The following is a 12,493-nucleotide window of genomic DNA, read 5'->3' as shown; positions in this document are numbered from 1 at the left end:
GAATCCGCCGAAGGCGGAGAGGGCAAAGCCCTCACTGAGCTCAGACTACAACCTACTTTTTAAGAACAAAATCGGCGAAAGCTCACTTGACATCCACCGGTCCCATACTACACCTAGCCCTTGGCGACGCCTTCCTTGAGAAGCAGGGATGGACTTGGATTGGACTAGCAGGGGCCCCAGTGGAATGGAGTGCATGTTAGGCCGTTAAGCCTTGATACTAGGAACCGCCGTATACGGAACCGTACGTACGGTGGTGTGGGAGGACGGCATGGGAACTAATCCCATGCCTCCTACCCGATTCGCTCGCTGAACACGCGGACTTCAGAGCTTTGCGAGGCGGGCGGAGAAGTCGTTCGCCCAGTCATCGAGCTTTTGCGCGAGGCGCTTCGTTTCCGCCTCGTCGGCGAGCGGATTGGCCGCCATGCCCTCGACCTGAGCGAAAAGACCGGAGAGTTCGTCAAATTCCTGCGTGAAGGCTTCGTGGTTCGCGCGCCTGAGCAGCATGCGGCCGCGGATTTCCCGCAGGTCCTCCCGGCGTGCGGCATCGGCTTCAGAAGGAATCAGATTCGGATCAGGCGCGCGGGGGAGGCGCTCCTTCCAGACCGGGAGAATGTCCCGAAGGATCTGAAGCTTTTCCTGAAGACTCCCGGGAGCCGCTTCAGGAGGCTTCGGCGCCTTCACGGTCTTTTTGCTTTTTTCCTCTGCTTCGCGCTCCTTCCCGGCCCTTTCGGCTTCCTCGCGCCGGGTGCGTTCGGCATCCGCCGATTCGAGCGTGAGCGCAGGGATCTTCGGCGCCGCTTCACGGCGCGCGGCTTCCGCGAGCTCAAAGGCGTTCATGAGCGACTTTTCGAGCGCGGCGAAGAGGACGTTCCGGGACGTTTGTTCGTCAGAATCCTTAGGCGACGAGAGGACGGACGAGAAATCTTTAAGCGCATCCTCCGCCTTCTGAACGAGGGCGCGCCGTTCGCGCCAGAGATTGAGCCTTGCGAGCTGGCGCTCCCTCAGCGCGCTCGTTTCAGGAGAGGCCGCGGCCTCTTCTTCGGTTGGAATGATGCTTTCGTTGGGAGAGAGTCCGAGCGCGGAGAGAATCGCCCGCAGATGTTCGCGCAGGATCCCCGCGAGGGCATCGAGCCGCACCTCGGCGGGATTTTCGCCGGGAAGCTCCCCTTTGGGGAGGCTCGAGCGGAGCATCTCGGCCGCTTCCTGCAGGTATTCCGATTCGGAGGAGAGCGTATTGAGCGCGCCTTCATCCTCCGGGCGGCGAAGATCGATTTTGCGGAGTTCCGCAAAGTCCGAAGCGAGCGCCGATGCTGAGAAGCTCCTCGGTACGCGCAGCTTCGGCCGATCGCTCTCGAGCGTTTTTTCGAGCGCCTCGAGCTTTTTGAAAGCCAGAGAGAGCTTCTCTTCAATTTCCGACCGGGAATTCCAGATGAGAAGAAGACGCGAACTCTGAGGCGAGAGCGCCTCCTCGGGCGACTTCTCGCCTTTCTTCCGGGCCTCTGCCAGGCGCTCAATGTCGGCGGCAAGCCTTTCGTCGCCCGCAAGAATGTTGCCTGCAGGCGGAAGACGGTCGTGGGCCTTCTCAAGGGCTTTTCTTGTGACGCGGATTTCGGAGAGGAGCTTTGCGAGACTCCCGCGGAGCTTTTCGCGAAGCGCCATATTGGGGGGCGGTGCGGGAAAGCCGGCGCGAAGCGCAAGCGCGCGCTCCTCGTCGGATTCCTTCGAGGGCTCGTGCGCGCTCTCCTTCTTCTGCTTTTCCTCTTCGACCTGAGCGGTGAGGCGCTCCCTCGCGTCCTTTACGCTTCGAAGGGCGGCGGAGAGCCTGCGGGCGAACGCAATGACTTCGTCTCTGAGCCCGGGGAAGTCGACGGACTCCTCTTCCTTCCCGGCCATCGCGCGCGATTCGAGCGCATTGAGCAGGGGAAGAAGGGCCTTTCTTTCGGCATCTGCCTCGCTGGCGGTCTTTTCAAAGGACGCGCGGCGCGCGATGCGCTTCAACATCCTTTCCCGGACGCCCGCGAGTTCCTCGCTTGCGGCGGCGGCAGCCTCTTCGGGAACAAGATGCGGGTCGGGAGCATGAGGGAGCTTTTCCCGGAGTCCTTTGATTTCGCTTTCGAGCTTCGCGAGCCGCTCGTGCTGGGACGTAATGGCAGTGAGAACGGTGAGCGGGAGCTCTTCGGGGCTCGGTTCCAAAGTATGCGCGAGCGCCCGGATCTGTTCGCGAAGTTCCGGGTTGATGAGCTTTTCGGCAGCGGAGAGAAGTTCCGCAGCGGCAATGATCGAGGTCGTTCTCACGGGGGAGATCGCTTCAGCTTCCTCTTCCGGTGCGCGTCTGCCGCGGAGCCTGAATTCGACCCCGAGGACGGGCACTCCGTCGGCCACGAGCTTTTCAAGGAGGCGTTTGGAGAGGTTTCTCAATCGTGAGAGCTGCGCGGCGCTGTCGGTGATGAAGACCGCCTTGTTGTTCTCAATGCGCACGCCTCTGCCGGTCTCGTAGTCAAGCGCAAGTCCCATGGCTTTGATGACGGGCGCTACGGCTTTCCCGGCCCGCAGGGAGAGCGCATAGGATTCAGCCAGGTCGGCCGTGCGGGAGCTCTGTTCGAGCGAGCGCTGCGGGGAACGGAAGCCCCGGCGCTTCAGCTGAAAGTCGGCGGGCATTCGGCGCAATTTGGGCACGGTGGAACCTCAGAAAAAGATGCCTGAAAGAAAACTTTCCTTGCCAAATCCCGGATGCGTTAAGGTATTGATCCTCCGCAATCTGCGATAATCCTGCGGTTACGCTGTGGGAAGCTCTTGCCCGGCGGCAGGAAAGCTGCGGGCAGAGGAGACGATGAAAGCTCATCAAAGCCCGCTTCATTGAGGTGAAGAGTCTACCCAAAGTCTTCCATCCTTCCCTGAACCGCTTCGCGGCAGCGCAACCCGTTACCGGTCCCCTTTGGCGTCCTGAGAATTCTCCCCGGACGGCCGTCTTTTGGTGCGGACCAGAGAATTCCGAGCTAAGAACAATGTTTGACGAACTTTTAACCAAGATCTTCGGCAGCCGCAACGACCGGCTGATTAAGCAGTACCAGCGCAAGGTGGCGCAGATCAATAAGCTTGAACCTGCCATCCAGGCGCTTTCGGATGCCGAACTCCAGGGAAAGACGCAGGAATTCCGCGACCGCATCGCCAAGGGGGCGACGACCGACGAGCTTCTGCCTGAAGCCTTCGCCGTGATGCGCGAAGCGTCCCGGCGCGTGCTCGGCATGCGCCACTTCGACGTGCAGCTGATCGGCGGCATGGTGCTCAACGACGGCAAGATTGCTGAAATGCGCACGGGCGAAGGCAAGACGCTCACGGCGACGCTCGCCGTCTACCTCAATGCCCTTCCGGGCAAGGGCTGCCACGTGGTGACGGTGAACGACTACCTCGCCTCGCGCGACGCGGACTGGATGGGCCGCGTCTACAACTGGCTCGGCCTCACGGTCGGCAAGATCCTCTCGCAGCAGGATACGGAAACGAAGCGCGCGGCCTATGCGTGCGACATCACGTACGGCACGAACAACGAGTTCGGCTTCGACTACCTGCGCGACAACATGGAGTACGACATCAAGGGGCGTCGTCAGAGAGGCCTCTACTATGCGATCGTCGACGAAGTCGACTCCATTCTGATCGACGAGGCGAGAACGCCGCTCATCATTTCGGGTCCTGCCGACGACAACACGGACCTCTACATCAAGATCAACGAGATCCCGCCGCTCCTCACGCGTCAGACCGAGGAAAAGGGACCGGGCGACTACTGGGTGGACGAAAAGGCCCACCAGGTCTACATCTCCGAATCCGGCCACGAGAAGCTCGAGAAGATTCTTTCCGAGCGCGGTCTCGTCGCTCCCGGCGAATCGCTCTATTCGCCGAAGAACATCATCCTCATGCACCACCTGATGGCCTCGCTCAAGGCCCATACGCTCTTCCATCGCGATCAGCAGTACGTGGTGCAGAACGGCGAAATCGTCATCGTCGACGAATTCACCGGCCGTCTGATGCCGGGCCGCCGCTGGAGCGAAGGCATTCACCAGGCCGTTGAGGCGAAGGAAGGCGTGCGCATCCAGCAGGAAAACCAGACGATGGCGTCGATCACCTTCCAGAACTACTTCCGCATGTACGAGAAGCTCTCGGGCATGACCGGCACGGCCGATACGGAAGCCTATGAGTTCCAGGACATCTACGGCCTTGAGACCGTTGTGATCCCGACGCACCGGAAGATGATCCGCATCGACGAGCAGGACAAGGTCTACCGCACCGTTCAGGAAAAGTACAACGCGATCGTGAAGGACGTGAAGGCCTGCCACGAAAAGGGCCAGCCGGTGCTTCTCGGCACGACGTCGATTGAAAATTCCGAACTCCTCTCGAACCTTCTCACGAAGGAAGGCATTCCCCACAATGTTCTGAACGCCAAGCAGCACGAGAAGGAAGCTCAGATCGTTCTCGAAGCCGGCCGTCCCGGCATGGTGACGATTGCGACCAACATGGCCGGCCGCGGCACGGACATCGTGCTCGGCGGCGGCATCAACAAGGCGGTCGACGAGATCGAGCTCGACGAGTCGCTCACGCCCGAACAGAAGGCGGAGAAGATCGCCAAGGTGAAGGCCGAGTGGCAGGTGCTCCACGATGAAGTGGTGAAGGCGGGCGGCCTTCGCATCATCGGCAGCGAACGCCATGAGTCGCGCCGCATCGACAATCAGCTCCGCGGCCGTGCAGGCCGTCAGGGCGACCCGGGGTCGTCGTGCTTCTATCTCTCGATGGAGGACCAGCTCCTGCGCATCTTCGGCGGCGACCGCATGCGCGCCATTGCAGACCGTCTGAAGCTCGAGCCCGGCGTCGCGATCGAATCGAAGATGCTGACCCGCATGATCGAGTCGGCGCAGCGCAAGGTCGAGGGCCGCAACTACGACATCCGCAAGCAGCTCCTTGAGTTCGACGACGTTCAGAACGACCAGCGTCACGAGATCTACGGGCTGCGCAACGAGATTCTTGAATCCCCGGATTCGTCCGAGATGGTGAAGAACCTCCGCGAGGGCTATTTCCAGGATCTCTTCAGAAGCTACGTGCCTGCCGATACGGTTGAGGAGCAGTGGGACCTCGACGGGCTCTCCGAGAAGCTCAAGAACGAATTCGGCATCGAGGTTCCGTTCCGGAAGATGCTCGACGAAAACGACCAGACGACCGACGAGGATCTCCTCACGGCGCTTCTCGCCCGCGTGAACGAAATCTACGAAGCGAAGGAAAAGCTTGTCGGCCACGAAGCGTTCGCGAGCTTCACGCGTTCGGTGCTGCTGCAGGTCATCGACCAGCTCTGGCGCCAGCACATCGCGGCGCTCGACGCGCTGCGTCAGGGCATTTACCTGCGCGGCTACGCTCAGAAGCAGCCGAAACAGGAATACAAGCGCGAAGCCTTCAGCATGTTCGAGCGCCTTCTCGACTCGATTCGCGAAACGCTCGTCTCGGTCGTCATGCGCGTTGAAATCAAGCTCCCTGAGGAAGCTCAGGCCGCCGCGGATGCCAATATCGAGCAGGGCGAAGCGCGCGCCGATGCGGCCCGCCTCGCAGACGGCGGTTCGACCGCCGATCCGATGCCGCAGGATGCGGGAAGCTCGCTTGACCTTCTTTCCGACGAGGAAAAGGAAGCGCGTCTGCGCGAACTCTTCCGCCATGTCGGGCGCAATGACCCGTGCCCGTGCGGTTCCGGAAAGAAGTTCAAGGACTGCCACGGAAAGCTCCAGTAATCTGAAGCTTTTCAAGAAGCCTTTCTGCGCCTGAACGAGGCGCATTCGTTCGCCCGGCCGGATTCCTCTAAAGAGAACCCGCCGGGCGATTTCTTTTTTCGGGAGCATTTCTCATGATCCGCATCGGGAGCAGCTTTCATGTGCCGGGAATCCGGTTTCAGAGCGATCCCTCCGGAACCGTCTTCGCTGCGGATCTTCGGCGCGGCACGGAGTGGTCTGCGCGCACGGCCGGCCGGTCGCTTCCCGCCGGCGCCCCTCGCGAGGACGGATCAGCTGCACGCATTCAATGGGCGGCAGCGGAGAAGCGCCGCGCATTTCCAGCAAAGCTCTTTATTTCGACATCTGTCGGCATTGCCGGGTTCGGGCCGCTTTCAGACCAGACGGCTTTGGCGCTCGAAGATGCTGCGTCCGGGGCTCTGGGCGTGGAGAAGGAAAATCTCATTGCCGCAGCCGCCGGGCCGGTCCTTGAGCACTATCCCGTCGGAAGCATGATGGAGGCGCTTCAGGCGGCTCGCGCGCAGCCCTTTCTCGACGAGCCCCGGGGCAGGGGCGCCGAAGCGCTCGGTCTCCCCTTTCGAATCGCCGAAGGGGCGCTTGAAATGGGGGCGGCGGTCTTTCATGCGGAGCGCACTGGAGGAGAAGTCTGGATTGCTGCAACGAGCGCGGGCATCAGGCGCGAGGTACTCGAAGGCGTTCGCGACCGGCTTTGGCTCGCCGGGCCCGCAGCCTGGCGGGCGTCGTCCGGGATCCATCCGGGCGACGTGCTGATTCTTCTTGCCACGGGCGCTTCGCCGATCGCGGAGGTGACTTCGGAAGAAGACCCAAGAACGGAATCGGTGATTGCAGGGCTCTCCACGGCTCTCTCGCAGCTCGTGCGGAAGCGCGCCCTCGCGGCGGGCGGACGGATTCCCTTCGGGCTTTTCGGAGCGGAAACGCCGCTGGAGGCAGAAGTCGCGGCAGGCGTGCTGGCGCGGTTTATTCCGGAAATTCTTAGAAGGCTCTCCGCGGTTCAGGGGGAGACGCGCTCAGGCGAAGCGCTCCTTGACGGCATCCGGTGCGCGCTTCTTTCTGCGCCTTTGCCGGGGCTCGAGCGCGCGCTGGTCCGCGTGACGATCGGGGAACTGATGCTTTCTCCCGGCCTCAGGGCGGCGGCGCCTCTTCCCGGAAGCCTCATCCAGTCCTGGCGCGAGGGAAGCGCAGAACTTCGGATAGATCTTGGGCGAGGCGCCTGCGGCGCCGTCTTCTGGGCCTGAAGCGGAAGATCCGGGAGGATGCCGGATTATGACCTCCCGGTGCCGGACGCCTCCTTTGCTTCTTCCCGGCGTTCTTCGTTGGCAAGAACCTCCTTCATGGCGCGTTCGGCCTTCACTTCCCGCAGGAAATAAAGAAGTGCGGCGAGCGTGAGCGCAAACCAGAGCACGAAGCCGTAGGCAATGGCGTTGAGCCCGGCGCTCTTGCCGAAAATCATGATGACGACGTTCGGGATGCAGGTGCCCATGTAGCTGATGAGGTAGAGCGCGGCAAGAAGCCGGGCGCGCTCCATGATGCGCGAGCCTTCGAGCAGCATCTTGAAGGAGGCGGCCGTGAGCGCGCCCTGAGTGGCGCCGCAGACAAGCGCAAAGGCGAGGAAGAGTTCCGGGAGCCGCCAGGCTACCGAGAGAAAAGTCCCGCACCCGGTGACGACGTAGAGAAGTCCTACCGGCGCAAAGACCTTAAGCGGCGGGAATTTGGCGGCGGCAAAGGCGCCGAGCGCATTGGGGAGAACGAGCGAAATGTAGACGAGGTCGGAGAGCAGCGCAATCGGAGCGTCGGTTCCCCAGAGCCCTTCGGCAACTCTTGCGGAGAACCCCTGGAAGAAGCACGTGAGCGCAGAGGTGCCGACAAAACCGGTTGCGGCGAGCGCCAGTCTCCTTCCGTAGCCCGGAGGCGGCATGACGGAGGGCTTCAGAATGCCTTTTTTCGCGCTTTTCGTCGTGACGGTTTCGCTCGCGAGGAATACCAGCAACGAGACCAGGAGCTCAAGGACGAGCACGCAGAAGAAGAGCCCCCGGGTGCCTGCAAGCTGCGTTTCAATGGCAACGCCCGCGCCGATGGTGGCAATGACGAAGCCCGCGAGCGGTCCTGATGAGCTCACGGCCGTAGCGAGCCAGCTGCGGCGGGGCGGCGCGCTGTCGACGCACCAGCTCATGGCGGCCGTCGTCGTGATGCCGCAGGCAAGGCCCTGAAGCAGGCGCCCGGCCATCAGAAAGGCGGGCGTATTCGCGAGAAGGAAGAAGCCGCAGGCGGCGAGGCCGAAAAGAAGGGAAACGAAAACCGCGCCCCTTCGGCCGATCACTTCTGAGAGCCTCGCAAAGAAGAGAAGCGAACAGGCGTTTCCGAACACGTAGAGGAGCACCGTCATGCCGATGGCGGCAGTGGAGAGCCCGAACTCGCGCGTCCAGGTGCTCATGAGAGGCACCGGGAGCGCCGAGGCGCCGAAGGCTATGAGCACCGTAAGGGACGCGGCGGTAAAGGTCAGGCTCTGACGGGGAAGAAGAGAAGATGTCTGAAGAGACATTCAGGACTCCGGAAAAACGATTCCGGAAGTCTATGAAGGTATGGCGCCCCGGGAGTTGCCGAAAATCTCGAAGAATAGACCAAAAATCTCAACTTTCCGCCGGGCGCGGGACGATCCCGGGCAGCTTGTTTACAGAAAGTCGTGAGGAACGATCGTCTGAACGATGCTTGCCGATCGTGCAGATTTGAGAGGTTTTTCACTTGCAGATCGTGTCATTTTTGGCATTCTCAAATCTGCAGATCGTGTATAAATTTTTATAGATTATTGAAAAATAAATAAAAAATAGTCGTCATCTCACAGAAGACTATCCGGGACCTCAGACATCGGCTTTCGTCATCGTTTCTTTCTCTGCGAAGGGCGCTTCGCCGTCAGCTTCGCGGAGCGTGCTCTCGAGCGTTGCCTGCAGCAATTTCCGGGACTCTGCGCGGCTTTTCCTCGGCGTTATGCCTTCCTGCCGCCGGAAAGTTCTTGCGAAAGCGACGGGGGTTTTGAAGCCGAGCGAAGCTGCGATGACCTTCACCGGATCATCCGTGTCGCGCAGGCGCTGAACGGCAAGCCGAATGCGCCAGCGCACGAGGTAGTCCATGGGCGGCATGCCGATAATGCTCCTGAAATGGGCCGAGAATCGCGGACGCGACATATGGGCGGCTTCGGCGAGCATGTCGACGGTCCAGTCGCGGGCCGGTTCGTTGTGAATGAGCCAGAGCGCCGGGACGAGCCTGCGGTCCTTCATTGCAAGGAAGAGGCCGGCTCTGCCGGCATCAGGAAACTGCAGCGCAAACCGGATGACTGTCAGCATGACGAGATCGATCAGACGGCTCGTTGCGTATTCGGCTCCGGGCTCGCGCCCGAGACGTTCGTAATGGATGATGCGCATCATCCTTCGAATTGAGTCGCCGCCTTCGTCCCGGCGGATGACGAGGACTGAGGGAAGCGCGGAGAAAAAGAACTGCGCCACCGCTTTGTCGGGCACCATCTTGCCGGCAAAAAGGCGAACTGAGGCGCAGCCTGAGTCTCCATAGAGCGCGAGGCCGTCGGAGAGTCTGGGATTCACATCCCGGGACTCCCGGGGAGGGGCGTCAGCGCTTGTCGCGATGATGTAGTTCTGCGGCGCAACAAGCGCGATGGCGTCGCCCTCGCGGAGTTCGATCCGTTCGTCGGCATCGGCCGACGGGCTGACGAAGCAGGCGCCGTGATCGACGCAGATGAGCTTGAGTCCGGCAAAAGCGTCGTAGCGGATCGCAAGACCTGAAGACGCTCGCATGCCGGTGGCGACATAGGAGCGCGGTGAAAGCGTTTCAAGAAATTTGGAAAGAAGATCCGGCATGGCGGTACGGGAGTCGTCGTGCAGAAAGACTGCGCAGATTACCTCAAGCAAAGTCGACGCGGATAAGAGACAATGCATTCTGCGCGCGCGGAACAAATGATGCTTCCGCGCTCATCGTTGGAGAATATTGTGAGCGACAAGGTTGTTGATGTCGCCGTCGGCGTGCTGATTCGCGAAGACGGCAGAATGCTTCTCGGTTCCCGTCCTGAAGGCAAGCCCTATGCCGGCTACTGGGAATTCCCGGGCGGAAAGCTCGAAAAGAATGAAACGGTTCATCAGGCGCTTGCAAGAGAGCTTGAGGAAGAGCTCGGCATTGCGCTTGCGGACTCCACGCCCTGGTTCGTGAAGGAGCACATTTATCCGCATGCCCACGTGCGGCTCCATTTCCGCCGCTCCCACGACTTCGTGGGCACGCCCGTGCCGAAGGAAGGCCAGGAGTGCGGGTTCTACGCTGCCAATGAGCGGACCCCCGGCCTCATGCTTCCGGTCGATCAGGCGATCGTGAACCGCGTTGAGCTCCCCGAGGTTTTTGAAGAGTCTTCGGACCTCCTCACGCTTTCGCGCAACGCCCTGCAGGCGACGATCGTCCGCGACCGCAGCTACCGCTGGGTCGGCGCCCGCGCCGAAACGATGGACGATGTGTTGAAAGCCGTCGCCATGGATTACGACTTCGTCATCGTTCCGCCGGAAGCCTTTGACGGGCTTCTCGTGAACGGTGAACCGCGCATTCCGACCTATGTCGACGGCGCGCCCGCTGCCGACCTTGCGTTCTGGCAGGCGAAGGGCGCTCACGGCGTGAAGCCCGTGATGTAAAGGAAGAGCGAAAGATTCTTTCTCAACGGCGGCGCCCGCGGGCGCCGCTTTGCTTTCCGGCCTCGAGCCGTTCCCGGAGTTCGTCGGCGCGCCGCGCCGCATCCTCGAATTCCTCCGGCGACATTCTGTCGGCGGATCCGGGCTCGCCCTGGATCCGATAGCCGTCATTGCCCCATTCTCCGAGGTCAATCATCTTGCAGCGCTCGCTGCAGAAGGGGCGCCAGGGATTTTCGCGGGAATACTCCGTCATCTTGCCGCAGATCGGGCAGGGAACTTTCATTTATTTCTTTCCTGAGACTTTCAGGTCTTATTGGCAAAGGCCGAGCTGGAAGGGAATGGTTTCATGCACTGCGTGAAGCTTGTGGCGCTCGTCGGGGAGCGAAAAACGAATCCAGAGCATGTATTTGTTGGCGCTCACCTCCGGGATGAGCTTCGCTTCCTGCGGGAGCCAGACGCGCGCGAGACTGTAGTTCTTCCCGGTGACGGAAAGCTGGAGCATCCCGTTGACGGCTTTCTCATTCGTGACGCGGGTGCTAGAGCGCATGAGCCGGAGAATGAGACTAACGGCGCGGATGGTGGGCGCGAGCGATTCCGTGAGGGAAAGAAGTTCCTTCCTTCGTTCCTCGGGCGGGCGCGAGAGCCAGTAGTGAAGCTGCGGCATGTCGAATTCGCAGGTGCCGCCCGGCAGATGCTGACGGGTGCGGATGAGCTGCAGCCATTCGTTGTCGCGGATGCTTTGACCCGAGCGCCCAACCACCTGAGAAACTTCGCGCGAGACGCTGCTCACTTCCTGAAGCAGTTCGGAAAGGTTCTCGTCCGGCGATCCCTTTTCTCGGCACCTGGCCTCGAGCGCGCATTTCTGACGCAGAAGCTCCTGCACCAGGTCGTTTCTGAGGTCGCTTCTTGCCGCTACGTCGGCGAGGTCGAAAATCGTGCCGATCGCGGCCTGATGCGCAATGGCGCAGTCCTGACTGCAGTACCAGTCAAAGCGCTTCGCGAGCGACTCGAACCGGAGAAAGAAGCGGTTCTTTTCGCTGCAGGGAAATTCGTAGAGAAGCAAGTCGGAGTTCTGCATTGGGCGGGGAGAAAATGCGTCGGGATAGCCGCGGCCCGGAGGAGGCCGCCGTCGTCAGTAAAATCCGCCAGGAGCCCTCGCCCCGGAAGGGGCGGGGAGGAATGGCGGCTATTCGTTTGTCTGATTCTCAATGCATTTTAAAAGAACCTCCGGGGAAGCACCGCCTACTGAACAAACGAAGTAACTGCGCGACCAGCAGAGCCCGGCTCCGCCGCCTTCAAGGGTTCCCGATATTCCTCGCATACCGTCCGGAACGACTGCATCTAAAGCAGTGTGCTATCTCATCTCATTGATGCTCGCATTCGTAGGATAACTCACGAGCAGGTGCACAAGATCCGCCTCATCATTCGACTCCGGAAGGCTGCAGCCTAAATCTCCGGCCGCAATCCTGATTGCTGCCGGCACTCTTTCCAGCGCCTCTGCAGTCATCTTTTTCGGCAATATTTCGTCGTGAAATGCAAAGGTACACATGTAGTTTTGCCGTAATGCGAAACTGGAACATTGAATTCATCATTGACTTCAATTTAAGGGGACTTCCATAAAATAAATGCCTGTAAATTCTGAAAATTTCAGAGTTTACAGGCATGAAAAATGGGTGTTTTGTGTTATAATTGAATTTGCGAAAACAACATAAACAAACCACCCATTATGAAAATAGTCTATCAGTCTTTCGATCCCTCTGTCAACCCCGGCCTCTTTCCCTCAGCTACCGTGAAAGAACTCAAGACCGCCGGAGACGACATCGCCCTTCGGCTTTGCGGCGTCATTGACTTTGAGGCATTCCGCCCGGAATGTGCCGAGGCGGCAGAAAAGTACTGGCGTCAGCAGCAGCTTGCAAATCTTGGACTTGCCGGGAATGATGCTCAGCAGAAGCTGGATCTCAAGCTTGACGAAGCAAAGAGCGCCGTCGCGGCGCTTGTGCCCGCCTGCAGGAGCAGGCGCGGCCGCCCCACGCTCGA

Annotated in this window: 9 protein-coding genes; 3 read left to right on the top strand and 6 right to left on the bottom strand. The window is 60.6% G+C overall.

The window, feature by feature from the left end; translation table 11 throughout:
• Positions 1-321: 321 nt before the first annotated feature.
• Positions 322-2,658 (bottom strand): coiled-coil domain-containing protein, encoded by a 2,337-nt coding sequence (locus GBM95_RS09160; RefSeq protein ID WP_152158824.1) that lies wholly within the window; start codon positions 2,656-2,658, stop codon positions 322-324.
• A gap of 347 nt (positions 2,659-3,005) precedes the next feature.
• Between GBM95_RS09160 and secA the strand changes: the two genes are divergently transcribed.
• Together secA and GBM95_RS09150 are read left to right on the top strand one after the other, a co-directional pair.
• Positions 3,006-5,762, top strand: a complete 2,757-nt coding sequence (secA, locus tag GBM95_RS09155; protein ID WP_152158823.1) for a preprotein translocase subunit SecA — start codon at positions 3,006-3,008, stop codon at positions 5,760-5,762.
• Positions 5,763-5,875: 113 nt separating this feature from the next.
• A complete protein-coding gene (locus GBM95_RS09150) occupies positions 5,876-7,015 on the top strand; it encodes a serine/threonine-protein kinase (protein ID WP_152158822.1) in 1,140 nt (379 codons plus the stop codon).
• A gap of 26 nt (positions 7,016-7,041) precedes the next feature.
• On the opposite strand, the gene GBM95_RS09145 is transcribed toward GBM95_RS09150, so the two are convergent.
• Together GBM95_RS09145 and GBM95_RS09140 are read right to left on the bottom strand one after the other, a co-directional pair.
• Positions 7,042-8,319, bottom strand: coding sequence for an MFS transporter (locus GBM95_RS09145; RefSeq protein WP_152158821.1), 1,278 nt, complete (start codon positions 8,317-8,319; stop codon positions 7,042-7,044).
• Positions 8,320-8,635: 316 nt separating this feature from the next.
• Positions 8,636-9,697: an AraC family transcriptional regulator gene (locus GBM95_RS09140; protein WP_193222647.1), complete on the bottom strand. Its 1,062-nt coding sequence runs from the start codon at positions 9,695-9,697 to the stop codon at positions 8,636-8,638.
• A 78-nt stretch (positions 9,698-9,775) separates the two neighbouring features.
• Here GBM95_RS09140 and GBM95_RS13115 point away from each other — a divergent pair, with 78 nt between their 5' ends.
• Positions 9,776-10,459: an NUDIX domain-containing protein gene (locus GBM95_RS13115; protein ID WP_308690885.1), complete on the top strand. Its 684-nt coding sequence runs from the start codon at positions 9,776-9,778 to the stop codon at positions 10,457-10,459.
• Positions 10,460-10,481: 22 nt separating this feature from the next.
• On the opposite strand, the gene GBM95_RS09130 is transcribed toward GBM95_RS13115, so the two are convergent.
• The 3 genes from GBM95_RS09130 to GBM95_RS12355 form a co-directional block, all read right to left on the bottom strand.
• Positions 10,482-10,739, bottom strand: a complete 258-nt coding sequence (locus GBM95_RS09130; RefSeq protein ID WP_152158819.1) for a DNA gyrase inhibitor YacG — start codon at positions 10,737-10,739, stop codon at positions 10,482-10,484.
• 27 nt (positions 10,740-10,766) lie between these two features.
• On the bottom strand, positions 10,767-11,519 hold the full coding sequence (zapD, locus tag GBM95_RS09125) for a cell division protein ZapD (RefSeq protein ID WP_226963252.1): 753 nt from the start codon (positions 11,517-11,519) through the stop codon (positions 10,767-10,769).
• A gap of 717 nt (positions 11,520-12,236) precedes the next feature.
• Positions 12,237-12,493, bottom strand: a 257-nt coding sequence (locus GBM95_RS12355; protein ID WP_193222646.1) for a hypothetical protein, incomplete at its 5' end; no start/stop codon positions are given.

The sequence above is a fragment of the Sutterella seckii genome (assembly GCF_009183815.1).
Lineage (GTDB): Bacteria > Pseudomonadota > Gammaproteobacteria > Burkholderiales > Burkholderiaceae_F > Sutterella > Sutterella seckii.
Note: the sequence above shows the minus strand (reverse complement) of the source record. Positions and strands in the feature narration are given on the sequence as shown.